The sequence below is a fragment of the Neorhizobium sp. PAMB6630 genome, from assembly GCF_058242775.1.
In genome coordinates this window covers 2,905,852-2,920,253 of the sequence record NZ_CM177836.1, presented here as the reverse complement: position 1 = coordinate 2,920,253, position 14,402 = coordinate 2,905,852, and the positions used below count along the sequence as shown (strand labels likewise).

The following is a 14,402-nucleotide window of genomic DNA, read 5'->3' as shown; positions in this document are numbered from 1 at the left end:
GACCCTCTCAACCATGACAGCCTATCTGGTCTCTGTCATTCAACTCACAACCATCGCGCTGCTCTACATCCTGACCGACTGGTATATCGATCATGCGGAATTGTTGGCATTAGATGAACTGCCCCCTGATGCGCGACGGGCCTGGGTCAGCATTAATAACGGCGAGATCCCCGACCAGAAAGGGCTCGCAGCACTTGCGCCACTTTATCCGCAACTGGAGGAAGCTACAGAAGCGTCCCCTGTCGAGGGTGTTTTGGGTTTCGGTTTTCTGCTGATCGTGTTCACAAGCGGAATCGGGGTCGTCTTGGCTCATCGAATTGTGGCCCCGCTCACCCGCCTGACTGCGGCCGCAGAAAAGATCCGGCAGGGCGATTTTCAGGTCACTGTAGAACCAGGAGCCACGAAAGAAGTTGAAACGCTGGCGATAACGATCAATCGCATGGCCAGCGAGTTGCTCTCTCTGGAGACCCGCCTGAAATTCAACACGCGGGCGGTTGCCCACGAATTGCGTACGCCCCTGACCGTGCTGCAGGGCAATCTACAGGGCATGACCGATGGTGTAATCCCTGCCAGCGAAGAACAATTGCAAGCTCTGCTGGTGCAAACTCAGGGAATGTCCCGTCTCGTGGACCAGTTGAATACACTGTCATTGGCAGGCACCATCGACTTTGTCACAGCAACCACGACGACCGACCTGGCTCTGCATGTGTCTGAGACGGTGACCTTGTTCCAGACCTCTGCAGGCGGCGCTGTCGATTTTCGAACTTACCTTCAGCCCGCACCGGCGAAGATCGATCCGGACCGTTTCCGCCAGGCTCTGCTCGCTCTCCTCGAAAACGCCCGTCGATACGCGGGCAATTCCGGTCCAATCGATGTCCATACCGGTTTGGATGAAGCCGGGCGGTCATTTATTTCTGTTGAAGACAAAGGCCCAGGACTGCCGGACTCCGTCCAGCACTCTTCTTTCGATATGTTCTGGAGAAGCGAGAGGCTTAACGGTCGCGGTCTAAGCGGTTCGGGGCTTGGCCTTACGGTCGTTAAGGCTATCGCGGAAGGCCACAATGCACGGTTGGACGTCGGGAATAACCCCTACGGCGGTGCCTACGCCAAGATCATATTCTAGGTCTGGTTGCGTGCGCGCTCCACAACAGGAACGAACGGAGGCAGGCATGTGCTTGAAGCGCTGCCTCCCCCCGTCAGACGGGGAGAGGGCCAAGGCTAGATGCTCGAAACTCAGCTTCCCTTCTGCATCGCCCCCGCCAGATGATCCACATTAAACCGGAACATCTTTTCATAGGTCGCAGCCGGGCCGGATGGCTTTGACAGGGATTCGACGTAAAGTTCACCGCCCGGTTCGGCGCCGGTGGCCTTGGCGACCTGTTTGACGAGGCGCGGGTCGTTGGAGTTTTCGAAGAAGTAGGTTTTGACGTGTTCGGCCTTGATCTGGTCGATCAGTTTGGCAACGTCGGCGGCAGAGGCTTCGGTTTCGGTGGAAACGCCGAGCGGCGAGAGGAAGCTCACCTTGTATTCGCGGCCGAAATACCCAAAAGCGTCGTGGCTGGTCAGCACCTTGCGGCGGTCTTCCGGGATTTTTGCGAATTTTTCGCGGGCATAGGCGTCGAGCGTGTCGAGCTTTTTCGTGTAGGCTTCGGCGTTCGCCTTGAAGGTGGCGGCGTCTTCAGGGTCTGCGGCGGAGAGTGCCTTTTCGATGTTAGTGACCCAGATTTTTACGTTGACCGGGCTGTTCCACACATGCGGATCGGTCACGGTCTTGCCGTCTTCTTCCATCGTGCGGGTGTTGACGCCTTCTGAAACGGTGACGGGCTTGGACTTCGTGCCGGAGGCCGAGATCAGCCGGTCGAGCCAGCCTTCCAGGCCTTCGCCGCTCACAAACACCACGTCGGCGGCTTTCAGCGCCTTGGCATCTTTCGGCGAGGGCTCGAATTCATGGGGGTCTCCGTCGGGGCCGACGAGGCTTGTCACCTTCACCTTGTCGCCGCCGACCTGATGCACGACGTCGGCGAGAACGGTGAACGAGGCGACGGCCTTCAACTCGGCCGCCGAAACAGGCGCGGCAAAGGCGATGAGGGCTGGCAGTGCGGCGGACAGGAAGAGTGTGCGGGACAACATGGGCAAGCTCCTTGAGGTTAACCCTTGAGATGCGGGCGGGGGAAATAGCGCCGGGCGATGCCGGAGGGCGCGATGAAGATCGAAATTCCGTAAATGATCGCCGCCGTCATGATGATGGTCGGGCCGGAGGCGATTTCGAGATGGTAGGAGGCGATGAGGCCGAAATAACCGGAGACAAGCGCCGAGCCGACAGCCACCAGCAGCATGGAGGGCAGGTTGCGCGCCCAGAGCTGGGCAATGGCTGCCGGCAGCATCATCAGCCCCACCGCCATCAGCGTGCCAAGCGCCTGGAAACTGGCGACAAGGTTCAGCACCACCATCAGCAGGAAGGCGACGTGATAAAACGGCCCGTGCCCACCGACGGCGCGCAAAAAGCCGGGATCAAAACATTCCGCCACCAGCGGGCGATAGATGACGGCGAGCACGATGAGTGTGAGCGAGGTGATCGCGCCGATCTGGAAGAGGGCAGGGGCATCGATCGCAAGAATGGTGCCGAACAGCACATGCAAAAGGTCGATATTGGAGCCGCGCAGCGACACGATCAGCACGCCAAGCGCCAGCGAGGCAAGATAGAAGCTGGCAAAACTTGCATCTTCCGACAGCACCGTTGCCCGGCTGACGGCGCCCGACAGAAGCGCCACAGACATGCCCGCCACCAGCCCGCCTATGCCCATGGCCGTCAGCGACAGCGAGCCCGCGATCAGGTATCCGATGGCGGCACCGGGCAGCACCGCATGGCTCAGCGCATCGCCCATCAGGCTCATGCGCCGCATCATCAGAAAAACGCCGATGGGACCGGAGCCGAGCGCGAGGCAGAGGCACGCCACCAGCGCGCGGCGCATAAAACCGTAATCCACCATCGGCGCGAAAAAGATGTCATAGGCGCTCATGCCGCCGGCTCGCAGATTTCGGCGTTTTCATCAAAACGCTCGGCCATGGCGCGGGCGCGCAAGAGGTTTTCCGGCGCCATCACCTCAGCTGTTGGCCCCCAGCCGATCAGTTCGCGGGCAATCAGCAGCGTCTGAGGGAAATGGCTGCGCACCTGGTCGAAATCATGCAGCACCGCCACCACGGTGCGGCCTTCGCCATGCCAGGAGGCTACGATTTCCAGGAGATCGCGGGTGGTGCGGGCATCGATTGCGGTAAACGGCTCGTCGAGCAGGATCATGCTTGCATCCTGCAGCAGCAGGCGGGCAAACAGCACGCGCTGGAACTGGCCGGCCGAGAGAGATCCGATCGGGCGGCGCTCGAACCCTTCGAGGCCAACGGTCTGCAGCGCCTCGCGGGCGTTTTCCTGCGCTGCCCTGTTAATGCTGCCAAAGGCGCCGCTTGTCCTCCAGGCGCCGAGCAGCACGGTATCGAGAACATTGATCGGAAAACGCCGGTTGATATCGGCCGCCTGCGGGAGATAACCGATATCGGTGCGGGAAAGTGTATGCTCAATACGGCCCTCCGCCGGCTTCAATTCACCGACAATGGCCTTCAGAAGCGTCGATTTTCCAGCCCCGTTCGGCCCGGCGATCGCCGTCAGGCTGCCCTTGGCAAGGCTGCCGGAGACGTGATGCACCGCCGGATGCCGGTCATAGGCGACGGTCAGGTTATGCAGGCGGATCGCCGGCTCCTTCACCGCGCTCATGGCAGCAGCACCGCCCAGTGAATGGCAAGCCATAGGCCGGCAATCACCACGGCAACGGCGAAAAGCCGCGACAGGGCCGAATGCTGCATGAGGCTGAAGGGGGAGGAAGGTGAGCGCATTCTGTATGCCTGCCGGGGAGGATGATTGGTCGAGAACGAGGATTGTTATGTTATAACGATCAAGGCGGAAAAATGGCAAGCCCGCCGGTCGATCTTTTGGAACTCCGGGCAGACAATTGTCTTCTCCCTCGCAAACCCACATTCGTGGGTCGCACGCGAAAACGGACGTCAGGGAACAGGGCGAGATTAAATGCAGAAAATCGGGCGGGTGGCGAAGGTGTTCCGGTATCCGGTGAGTTCGCTCGGGGGCGAGGCGCTGGAGACGATCAACCTCTCGCGGGAGGGTGTTGCCGGCGACCGCCGTTTTGGCCTCATCGATCCCGCAACCGGCCGCCCGGCCGCGCCCGAGCAGGAGCCGCGCTGGCGCCCGGCGCTTTTGCTGAGGGTGGAAACTGCCGAAGGCAGCGCCTTGCCAAATATCCGCTTTCCGGATGGACAAATTTTTCCGCTGGATGCCGCAGATCTTGCCGAGCACCTCTCGGCGCATTTCGGTTTTCCGGTCGCAATTGGTGTGCAGGAGGCGTTTTCAGCGGATGCGCCGGCGCATTTGTCAAAACTTGCGCCGCGTTATGACGTGGCCCCCTTACATCTCCTCACCACCGCCTCGCTCACAAGGCTCGGTAATCTCGGCGGATTGTCGAACCCTGATCCGCGCCGCTTTCGCCCGACGGTGCTCATTGAAACGGAAGAGGGTTGCGAGGGCTTTGTCGAAAACCACTGGATCGGCTCAGACATCCGCATCGGCACACACAGGATTTGCGTAACCGAAGCCACCCGCCGCTGCGGCATGACGCTCGCGGCCCAGCCCGGTATCGAGGAGGATGCCAATGTGTTGCGCGCCATCATGCGCCACAACGCCCGCCATCTCGGCGTTTATGGCAGGCTTGCCGCTGAGGGCGCCGACCAAGCAACAATCTCGGTCGGCGATATCGTTTATGCCGACAGCTGAAGCGGGCTCTCGTGTCGGGGCGAAATGGTCTCGAGGATCGCCTCCGAGACCGTTTCGCCGATCTCCCACGCGCTGGTAATGCCCTGCACAAAGGGATGTTTGTGCAAGAGGAAGGAAATCGCCGCGCAATAAAGATTGTTGCAGAGCGGCGCCGTCGTCTTGGGCCGGTACTGCTCATCGATATCGATGCCGCCGGTGCGGATCATCGGCACGGCGTCCGTATCGGTCACAAACCCCTGCGCGACAGGCGTTGCGGATTTTTGCACGCCACCTTGGGCCACCAGCGTCGGGAAGGGCAGATCAGTGGCAGACAGCGTCGCCTGGCCGGTCGCGTCGATGAAGGCATCGAAGACATGGCGCTTGCCGTTTTCAGTCACAGCCGCGCCACGCTCCATCCCGTCGCTCGAAATGTCGTAATCACTGCCGAGTGCCAGAATATCGAGCTTTCCGGCGCGTTTCAGTGCCAGAAGCCGGCGGATCGACATCAGCGGCACGGTGGCATAATCATCAACGAAGATCGATTTGAAATGGCGATGAAAGCGTTTGAGATCCGTCTCATCGAGATGCGGAATGGCGCGCGCAACAATCTCGTGGGTGATGAGGATCGCGTAACGCCACGGCACGGTGTATTGCCTGTCCCGGTTGGCTTGCGTCTCCGCAAGGTTTCTGGCGGCCCACACGAATGGGTCTGAAGCGACCCTTTCGCGGTAATAGGCCTCGGCAAAGGTTTCGACCGTCAGCTCCGATAGACCGATTTTCGATGCATAATCGGGGTCGGCGACCAGAATTTCCTGACGAAACAGCTCAAAAATCTCGTTCAGCAGGTTGTGGCGGCCGGTTGCAATGAGCGCATCGACAGCCTCTTCGGTACACACCTGCGGTGTCCGGTAGGGCAGCGGACAATAAAAATCCGCCTCCGGCAACAGGCCCTTGCGAGACATCATCGTGGCGTGAAAGGCCTCGCTGCCGGTTGCCGGCTGGTATTGCAGGTCACCGGCCGTATCCAGCCGGAATGTGCCGCGGGCAGTCGCCACGCTCATCAGCGCATCGATGCCGGAGAGCGACGTGCCGAGAATGCCGACAGACCCGTGCGGAATGGTTTTGAGCGCTGCCGCCGGCCAGGGCGAAATGAAATAACCGGGGCGGATTTCGGTATTGTCGGGCCAGTTATGGCCGGTTGCCATCACCACATGGTCAAACACCGCCTCGAAGCGGATGCTATCGCGGCCGGTCACCGAAAGGCGGATATCGGTTTCCTGCAAAGCGATATCGATCACCCGGTGCCGGTCCAGCACGTCGATGCGGTGGCCGTTGCGCTCGCCGATGGCCACGAGTTGTAGAAACTGCGCACGCATATATTCGCCCAGCACGACGCGCGGATAAAATTCACGCGCATCGATTGCCTCGCGCAAAATGCTCAAACGCTGCAGTTCTGCATCCTGCTGGCGCGACAGCCACTCCACCAGCGTTTCCGTCAGCGCCGGAAACTCGATGCTCGGGATGTTCGACAGCATGGCGGGATCGTTGATATCGGGATGATACGGCGTGCCCTTGCCCGGCTCCGCTTCCGCTTCGAAAATGGTGATGGAGAGGGGAAGGGCCGAGCCGATAAGGCCCTTCAGCGTATAAAGACCCGTTGGTCCGCTGCCGATGATCGCGATTCTATCTTGCATCTGTGTCTCGATCTGGAGAAGCGCGAAAGAGACTTCGCGCACGAGACATTACAATGTCGGGAATGGCCGCTTGTTCCGCAAGCACGTCTTGGTTGTTGGGCTGGCGTGTCGCTGGTGAGCACAACGCAGCAAAGCGGCCATCACAGCCGCTTTGCCATCATCTTGAAGCGTAAAATCTCAGAGCTGCTCGATCATCGCCGCGGCGCCGGAAACTGTGGCCTGGCCGGGGCTTTCCTCGATGTTGAGGGTTTTCACCACGCCGTCTTCCACCAGCATGGAATAACGCTTGGAGCGCACGCCAAGGCCGCCGGCCGAGAGGTCGATATCGAGGCCGAGCGACTTGGTGAATGCGGCATCCCAGTCGGAGAGGAAATGGATCTTGCCGAGACCACCGCTCTTTTCGGCCCAGGCGCCCATCACGAACCAGTCGTTGACGGCAACGACGGCGATGTCGTCGACGCCGCGCTCCAGAAGTGCGTCGCGGTTTTCCAGATAGCCGGGCAGGTGGTTCAGCGAGCAGGTGGGCGTAAACGCGCCGGGTACGGCAAACAGTACGACCTTCTTACCCTTGAACAGGCTGTCGGTCGTCACTTCCACCGGTCCGTCCTGGGTCTTTTCCTTAAACGTTGCTTGCGGCAGCGTATCGCCGACGGAAATCGTCATGATCATCTCCTTGGATGCGGTCTGTTCTGAAAAGCTCGGGCCGAAATGAGAGCCAGGCGGGGCACGCGCTGGCGCATTCGCGGCACTATAAAGCGGCCTCAATCGAAGGCAAGCGAGGTTTCCATGGCGCGGCTGCCGGCAATCACCAGAATGTCCCAGTGCTTGCCGCCCGCCGTCACCTTGTCGGCCCCCTTGCCGAGCGGCATGTCCACCACATAGGTGCCATCGACGTCTCTGCCGTTCATCTGGTCAAACAGCACATGGCCCGCAGGCGTTGCCACGAAGATCTGCGGCGATGGGCTTCCCGGTGGCAGGCGAAGGCCGAGGCTGAGGTCGCTCTTGCCCTTGGTCAGCGCATAATGTGTCACGGCAAAATCGTCCGAGGGTTTTTCCGGCAGGCTTTTACGCGCCTCGTCCAGAATAAGGTTTTCCTCGAACGGCAGCCCCTTGCCACCTTTAAGATCGAGATGGAAATCCGCCTGGAAGGGAATGCAGATATTGTGGCAGAGGCCGATAAAGGCGCTGGCATTCAGCATCAGCGGCTGGCCCTTGTCCTTTACGCTCAGCCTGAAGGGCAGCGTCACCGCATGGTCATAACCGAGATCGCGCACCTCGCCGGTCTGGAACTTTTGCGGAACCGGGAACTCCAGTTGCTTGAGCGTCACGCCATCGCCCGGCGACAGCGAAATCTGCGGGGGAATGCCGGCCTGGCCCGGCTCTTTCCAATAGGTGATCCAGCCGTTCTTCGGCTCGATCTGCAGCGCGCCGCGCACGGTGCCATCAGGTTCTGCCGGCAGCGTGATGATTCGCATCCGGCCACCCTCGTTTTCCGCCCAAGCGGTCATCGCCGCCCGGGCGCCATGCGGCAGCGCCACGGCTGCGGCAAGGAGAAGAGCCATGAATGCATGGCGGCGCGCGGTTGCGAATAAATTGAATGCCATGGCTGCAGATTTAGTCGAAGCCCCTGCCAGCTTCCAGTCACATGCGTACAATGCGGATCATTTTCGGTTGATTGATCACAGGACCTGCCCCATCTTGAAGAGAGACGGCCGTTTTGACGAAAAAAAACGCCTCGCCCATACCCGGGCCGGGCCTACCGAGCAGGAGGCACGATGCCATTGTCGACGCTGACGGATAAACTGGCAGAAAGACTGGCGGAAAAGCCGGCCGACAAGCGCGAGCGCGGGTTTCTTGACGGCCAGTTCGTCATCGCCATGCCCGGCATGCAGGACGGCAATTTCAGCCGTTCGGTCGTTTATATCTGCGCCCATTCGCCGGCGGGCGCCATGGGTTTCATCATCAACCGCGCCCAGTCCATCTCGTTTCCGGAAATCCTGCTGCACCTGAAGATGGTGGACCAGACGGATGCCATCATGCTGCCGAGTGCGGCGCGCGATTTTCCGATCCTGAACGGCGGGCCTGTCGAGACGGGCCGCGGCTTCGTGCTGCATTCGGACGATTATCTGAGCGATTCCAGCATTCCGGTCAGCGATGACATTTCGCTGACGGCGACGCTTGATATCGTGCGGGCGATCTGTGAGGGGCGCGGGCCTGCCCGCGCCACCATGCTGCTCGGTTATGCCGGCTGGGGCCCCGGCCAGCTGGAGGCCGAGATCGGCGCCAATGGCTGGCTGAACTGCCCCGCCGACGAGGAGCTGATCTTCGACCGCACGCTGGACGACAAATACGAGCGTGCGCTTGGGCTGATGGGGGTGCGGCCGGAAATGCTGTCGAGCGAAGCCGGCCACGCCTGACGACAAAGCCTGACGGCAAAGTCTGACGACAAAGCCTGCCGGAACCAAGTTGTGTTCCTTGCGTTCTCTCCTCCAGAAACCGCGGGCAAACTGCGGTGAACCAAGGAGAAGACCCATGGGTAGCATGAGCGACAAGGTATCCGGCAAGGCCAACGAACTCGCCGGCAAGACGAAGCAGGCTGTTGGCGATGCGACCGACAATCACTCCCTGGAAGCCAAGGGCCACGCCCAGGAAGCCAAGGGCAAGGCTCAGCATGCCAAGGGTGAACTGAAGGATGGCGCCAAGGGCGTCATCGACAAGGCCTGATCCATCCTTCGCCGAACTTTTTAAAAAGCCTGCCCCGGCGTCAGTCGGGGCAGGCTTTGTATGTGTAAGCCCTGCTCTTTTTTAACGGATCCGATCCATGCGCCTTTATGAATGCGATCATTGCGGCCAATCCATCCATTTCGACAACCGCGTCTGCATCAATTGCGGCCACAGGCTGGCCTTCGTGCCGGAACGGCTGACGATGCAGGCGCTGAACGAGGGGCCGGATGGTTTCTGGCGGCTGGTGTCGGATCCCGGCCATACGCTGCGCCTCTGCGCCAATGAGGTGAATGACATCTGCAACTGGACGATACCGGCTGAAGGGGAGGAGACCTTCTGCGTTGCCTGCCGCCACAACCGGCTGGTGCCGGATGCGTCCACCGACGATGGCCTTCGCCAGTTTCGCACCATCAGCCAGGCGCAACGCCATCTGTTTTATTCGATGCTGAAATGGGAGTTGCCGCGCACCACCCGCGCCGAAGATCCCGAAGGCGGGCTGGTGTTCGATTTCCTCGTGGACGAGGTGAAGCCGGACGGCACCGTGGTGCCGGCGATGACCGGGCACGAAAGCGGCCTTATCGCCATCCGCGCCGCCGAGGCAGACGATGCGACCCGCGAGCAGATCCGCGTCTCCATGAACGAACCCTATCGCACCATGCTTGGCCATTTCCGCCACGAAACCGGCCATTACATCTGGGACAAGCTGGTGCGTGACATGAACCGGCTCGATCCGTTCCGCCTCGCCTTCGGCGATGAACGCGCCGATTACGCCGAAGCGCTAAAGCGCAATTACGAGCAAGGTCCGCCGGCGGACTGGCGGGAGCATTTCATCAGCACCTATGCCAGCACCCATCCGTGGGAGGATTTTGCCGAGTGTTTTGCCCATTACGTGCATATCGTCGATACGTTGGAAATGGCGCGGGCGCTGGGCATGGTGGTGGAGCCCCGCGGCCACGCCGAGCTTGCGTCCGAAGTGGATTTCAATCCCTACCGCGCCCATGATGCCGCCCAGCTGGTGGAAGCCTGGATCCCCTTCAGCGTGGCGATGAACAGCATTCACCGCTCGATGGGCGTGCCGGATCTTTATCCGTTCATCCTGACGCCCACAGTGGTTGCCAAGCTGGAGTTTATCCACGGCCTGGTTCACGGCAATCATTGAGGGCAGGGCGCGCTTTAAGCGGCTGACAAAGTCAACGACGCTGCAGCGGTGGCATCGCACCGCCTCTTCCCCTCTCCCCGCGTGCTGCAGGACAATCGCATATGTGAAGAAAGTCCCCTCCCAAACCCTCCCCACAAGGGGGAGGGCTTAACCCGGCCGCGCCGTCTGATACAGAAGCAGGACGCTTGCCGCGTCGGTTCTCCCCCCTTGTGGGGGAGATGCCCGGCAGGGCAGAGAGGGGCTTATTTCAAATACGATAGCCTTACCGCGTGCCGGGTGAGGGGCTCTCTAAATTGATGGTGGCTAGCGCGAAGTTGCCCCTCATCCCGCTGCCGCGACCTTCTCCCCGTCATGACGGGGAGAAGGTCCCCCGCGGCCATCTGCTTGCCCAATCTAAAGTACGAACGTGATTGTAGGCAGTCTGGCGTGCCTGCGTTCACAGACAATCAAGCGCGTTTGGTCAGCGGAAAACGTTCCTTCAGCAGGCGCTGAACGGCATCCGGCGGCATCGGGGCGCCGAAGAGGAAACTTTGGCCGAACTGGCAGCCCATCTTGGCAAGGTCGCCCGCATCCTCGTCGCAGCTGATGCCTTCGGCCACCACCGTCATCTCCATCTGCCGCGCCATGGAAATCACCGAGCGCAGGAGAACCGCGCCGCGGTCGGAGGGATTGGCGACGATCGACTTGTCGAGCTTGATCGTGTCGAAGGGGAACTGCGTCAGGTGTGACAGCGAGGAATAGCCGGTGCCGAAATCATCGAGCGCCAGGCTGATGCCGGTTTCCTTGAGTTTTGCCAGAACAAGGCGTGCCTGTTCCGGATTTTCCAGCATCATGGATTCCGTCAGCTCCAGCTTCAGCCGGCCCGGGTCGAAATGCGTGCGGCTGAGGAGCGAGCGGATTTCGGTGTAGAGATCGGCGTTCAGCAGCTGCGCACTCGACAGGTTGACCGAAATGAACACCGGCAGCTCGCCCGTCTGCTTTTCCCAGGTGGTGAGGTCGGCCGTCGCACTTTCCAGCGCAAACATACCGAGCGGACCAATGAGGTCTGACATTTCGGCAATGGGAATGAACTCGCCGGGCGGAATGCTGCCGCGCTTGGGATGCTCCCAGCGCATCAGCGCCTCGAAGCCGGCGATCTCGCCATTGTCGAGCCGGATGATCGGCTGGTAGGCGAGCGTCAGTTCGTTTCGTTCCAGCGCCCGGCGAAGATCGGTCTCGATCTGCAAGCGGTCCGGCGTGCCATTGCTGCGGAAGGCGGGGCGGAACGGCTCCACCCGGTTTCCGCCGGCGCGTTTGGCGCGGTACATGGCAAGCTCTGCATCACCAAGCAGGCTTGCGGCACTTTCCTGCTGATCCACCCAGGAGGAGAGGCCGATGGAGGCCGTCAGGATCACCTCGCGATTGGCAAAGTTGATCGGCACCATGATTGCCTTGCTCACCGCATCGGCAAAATCGGCCACCTTGCCGGGATCGCGTTCGGAGACGAGGATGAGGCCGAACTGGTCGCCGGAAATACGCGCCAGCGTATCCTGCGGCTTCAACAGGCGGCGCAGGCGCCGCGTCAGCGCGATCAGAATGTTGTCGCCGGCGGCAATGCCAAGACTGTCATTCACCTGCTTGTAGCGGTCGATGTCGATGGCCAGTACCGTCGGGCGCACCGCATCGCTGGTGGCGGCAATGGTCAGCACCGATTGCAGCCGGTCGAGAAACACCTGTCGGTTCGGCAGGCCGGTCAGGTTGTCATGCATGGCGTCGGCCAAAAGCCGCTCGACGGAATTTTTCGGCTCCGTCACATCAACGATGGTGCCGACGCAGCGGATGATTTCGCCGTTCGATCCGAGCACCGGGCGGGCGCGGATTTGCAGCCAGTGGAAATGCCCGTCTTCGGCGCGGATGCGGAACTCGTGGTTCAGCTTGCCCTTGCGGTGTTCCAGCAGCACGTCGAGCGTCGCCTTGAAGCGATCGCGGTCGTCAGGGTGAAGGCGCGGCAGCCAGTTGCGCACCGGCCCGTGCATGGAGCCGGGCGACAGGCCAAGCCGCAGCGAAATATCAGGCGTCGTCACCAGACGGTCGCGGGCCACATCCCAGTCCCAGACCGTATCGCCGCTGCCCATCAGCGCCAGCGACTGGCGTTCCAGATCGGAAAACAGGCCCTGCTGATAGGCGCCGCCGGCAAAGGCGTGCTGCATCACGGTAAAGCCGATGAGGAGAACGATGAGAACGAGGCCACCGCCGAGCGCCGGCTGGATGATGTCGTTGTCGAGTTTACCCGTCACCGTCAGCCAGCCGCCGAACAGCCAGACGAGGATCAGCGCCCAGGTGGGCACCAGAAGGATCGCCCGGTCAAACCGGTTGAGGCCGAGATAGATGATGAGGAAAATGCCGGCGGTTGCCGTCAGCGCCAGCGAGATGCGGGCAATGCCAGAGGCAATCGAGGGGTCGTAGATGGCAACGCCGAACAGCAGCGCAAGCCCGATCACCCAGGCAAAGGTGGCATAACCCAGATGCACATGCCAGCGGTTGAGATTGAGATAGGCAAACAGGAAAATCACCAGCGAGGAGGCCAGCGCCACCTCGGCGCCCGCTCGCCATATTCGCTCGTCGCTGGAGGTGATGCTGATCAGCTTTTCGAGAAAACCGAAGTCGACGCAGATATAGGCAAGCACCGCCCAGGCAAGGGCTGCCGCCGCCGGCAGCATGGAGGTGCCCTTCACCACGAAGAGGATGGTGAGGAAGACGGCAAGCAGGCCTGCAATACCGAGCACGATGCCGCGATAAAGCGTGAACGAGTTGACGGTGTCCTTGTAGGCGTCCGGCTCCCACAGATAGATCTGCGGCAGATTTGGCGAGGTCAGTTCCGCCACGAAGGTGATGACCGAGCCGGGGTTCAGCGTGATGCGGAACACGTCGGCATCCGGGCTTGCCACGCGGTCGAGGGCAAAACCTTCCGATGGGGTGATTGCCGTGATGCGCTGCGAACCGAGATCCGGCCAGATGAGGCGCGAGCCGACGAGGCGGAAATGCGGGGCGACGATGACGCGCTCCAGCTGTTCTTCCGAAACGTTGGCAAGCGCAAAGACGGCCCAGTCACCCTGGTGGCCGGGGGTTGCCGAACGCACCTCGATGCGCCGGCGAATGCCATCGGAACCGGCGGCGGTGGACACCTGAAACGCCTCGCCCTGGTTGGCATAGATGTCGGTGGTGGCCGTCAGGTCCAGCGCGCGGTCGTCGCGGGAGATCTTCACCGGCTCGAAGGCAAGTGCTGCACCGGGCAGCATGAGGAAAAGGCAGGCGAAGACCATCGCCAGCCGGGTGAGGAGAGGGGATACGGGTGCGCCTGGCCTGTTCATCGCTCGGCCTGCACCTTCACGTCCACCGGGTCGCCCGAAAGCAGGGAATAGAGGGTGTGATCCCGCCACTCGCCGTTGATTTTCAGATATTTCCGCAAAAGACCTTCCCGTTCGAAACCGGCTTTTTCCAACAGCCGTACGCTCTTCCAGTTCTCCGGGATACAGGCCGCTTCGATGCGGTGCAACTGAAGCCCGGTGAAGATGTAGGGTACTACAAGACGGAGTGCGGCAAACATATGACCTTGGCCCGCCTGTTTTTCACCCATCCAGTATCCAACCATGCAGCTTTGGGCTGCCCCCCGGCGGATATAACCGATGGTAAGCCCGCCAAGCAGGCTCATGTCGTCGCGGTGAAAGAGCAAAAGCGGCACCGCAAGGCCTGACGAGAATTCCTGTGTATGACGGGTGACGCGGGCGCGAAACGAGGCCTCCGTCAACTCGTCATGGCGCCAGGTGGGTTCCCACGGCTGCAGGAACTGGCGGCTTTCCGAGCGCAGCCTGTACCACGCGCGGTAATCTGTGTAGCGCGCAAGGCGCAGCATGTGGTGATCGCCGTAAAGCTCCGGCATCTCCGGCTGACGTGACAAGAACCGAAACACCGATCGCGTCATCCTCTGCCCGTTCCGCCCCGCCCGTTGCAACACGATCGACGGAGCGGAATT

At 61.1% G+C, this 14,402-nt stretch carries 14 protein-coding genes; 5 read left to right on the top strand and 9 right to left on the bottom strand.

Annotated features, from left to right (window positions below):
* The first annotated feature begins 13 nt into the window (after positions 1–13).
* A complete protein-coding gene (locus AC4CWF_RS14035; protein ID WP_491282264.1) occupies positions 14–1,123 on the top strand; it encodes an ATP-binding protein in 1,110 nt (369 codons plus the stop codon).
* Between the two features lie 110 nt (positions 1,124–1,233).
* On the opposite strand, the gene AC4CWF_RS14030 is transcribed toward AC4CWF_RS14035, so the two are convergent.
* Genes AC4CWF_RS14030 through AC4CWF_RS14015 form a run of 4 tightly spaced genes read right to left on the bottom strand, consistent with a single transcriptional unit; the run spans position 1,234 to position 3,885 of the window.
* Positions 1,234–2,130 (bottom strand): metal ABC transporter substrate-binding protein, encoded by an 897-nt coding sequence (locus AC4CWF_RS14030; protein ID WP_491282263.1) that lies wholly within the window; start codon positions 2,128–2,130, stop codon positions 1,234–1,236.
* A 17-nt stretch (positions 2,131–2,147) separates the two neighbouring features.
* Positions 2,148–3,020, bottom strand: a complete 873-nt coding sequence (locus AC4CWF_RS14025; protein ID WP_491282262.1) for a metal ABC transporter permease — start codon at positions 3,018–3,020, stop codon at positions 2,148–2,150.
* Entirely contained in the window at positions 3,017–3,766 is a 750-nt protein-coding gene (locus AC4CWF_RS14020) for a metal ABC transporter ATP-binding protein (protein ID WP_491282261.1), read from the bottom strand. The genes AC4CWF_RS14025 and AC4CWF_RS14020 overlap by 4 nt, the downstream gene beginning before the upstream one ends.
* Positions 3,763–3,885: a hypothetical protein gene (locus AC4CWF_RS14015; protein ID WP_491282260.1), complete on the bottom strand. Its 123-nt coding sequence runs from the start codon at positions 3,883–3,885 to the stop codon at positions 3,763–3,765. Before AC4CWF_RS14015 ends, AC4CWF_RS14020 begins: the two co-directional genes overlap by 4 nt.
* Before the next feature lie 190 nt (positions 3,886–4,075).
* On the opposite strand from AC4CWF_RS14015, the gene AC4CWF_RS14010 reads away from it, so the two are divergent.
* Positions 4,076–4,834: an MOSC domain-containing protein gene (locus AC4CWF_RS14010; RefSeq protein WP_491282259.1), complete on the top strand. Its 759-nt coding sequence runs from the start codon at positions 4,076–4,078 to the stop codon at positions 4,832–4,834.
* Here AC4CWF_RS14010 and AC4CWF_RS14005 read toward each other — a convergent pair.
* From AC4CWF_RS14005 to AC4CWF_RS13995, 3 genes are all read right to left on the bottom strand, one after another.
* Positions 4,819–6,507: an FAD/NAD(P)-binding protein gene (locus AC4CWF_RS14005; protein ID WP_491282258.1), complete on the bottom strand. Its 1,689-nt coding sequence runs from the start codon at positions 6,505–6,507 to the stop codon at positions 4,819–4,821. The genes AC4CWF_RS14010 and AC4CWF_RS14005 overlap by 16 nt on opposite strands.
* Before the next feature lie 177 nt (positions 6,508–6,684).
* Entirely contained in the window at positions 6,685–7,170 is a 486-nt protein-coding gene (locus AC4CWF_RS14000; RefSeq protein ID WP_491282257.1) for a peroxiredoxin, read from the bottom strand.
* Between the two features lie 98 nt (positions 7,171–7,268).
* Positions 7,269–8,069, bottom strand: a complete 801-nt coding sequence (locus tag AC4CWF_RS13995) for a protein-disulfide reductase DsbD domain-containing protein (protein WP_491282256.1) — start codon at positions 8,067–8,069, stop codon at positions 7,269–7,271.
* A gap of 213 nt (positions 8,070–8,282) precedes the next feature.
* On the opposite strand from AC4CWF_RS13995, the gene AC4CWF_RS13990 reads away from it, so the two are divergent.
* The 3 genes from AC4CWF_RS13990 (at position 8,283) to AC4CWF_RS13980 (ending at position 10,390) form a co-directional block, all read left to right on the top strand.
* Positions 8,283–8,924 carry a YqgE/AlgH family protein gene (locus AC4CWF_RS13990; RefSeq protein ID WP_491282255.1) on the top strand — a complete coding sequence of 214 codons (642 nt, stop codon included), beginning with the start codon at positions 8,283–8,285 and terminating at the stop codon, positions 8,922–8,924.
* A 115-nt stretch (positions 8,925–9,039) separates the two neighbouring features.
* Positions 9,040–9,231: a CsbD family protein gene (locus AC4CWF_RS13985; RefSeq protein WP_491282254.1), complete on the top strand. Its 192-nt coding sequence runs from the start codon at positions 9,040–9,042 to the stop codon at positions 9,229–9,231.
* A gap of 97 nt (positions 9,232–9,328) precedes the next feature.
* Positions 9,329–10,390 (top strand): zinc-binding metallopeptidase family protein, encoded by a 1,062-nt coding sequence (locus AC4CWF_RS13980; RefSeq protein ID WP_491282253.1) that lies wholly within the window; start codon positions 9,329–9,331, stop codon positions 10,388–10,390.
* A 446-nt stretch (positions 10,391–10,836) separates the two neighbouring features.
* Here AC4CWF_RS13980 and AC4CWF_RS13975 read toward each other — a convergent pair whose 3' ends face one another.
* Positions 10,837–13,692, bottom strand: a complete 2,856-nt coding sequence (locus AC4CWF_RS13975) for an EAL domain-containing protein (protein ID WP_491285403.1) — start codon at positions 13,690–13,692, stop codon at positions 10,837–10,839.
* Positions 13,693–13,736: 44 nt separating this feature from the next.
* Complete coding sequence (locus AC4CWF_RS13970; protein ID WP_491282252.1) at positions 13,737–14,351, bottom strand: GNAT family N-acetyltransferase; 615 nt, start codon at positions 14,349–14,351, stop codon at positions 13,737–13,739.
* Positions 14,352–14,402: the final 51 nt, after the last annotated feature.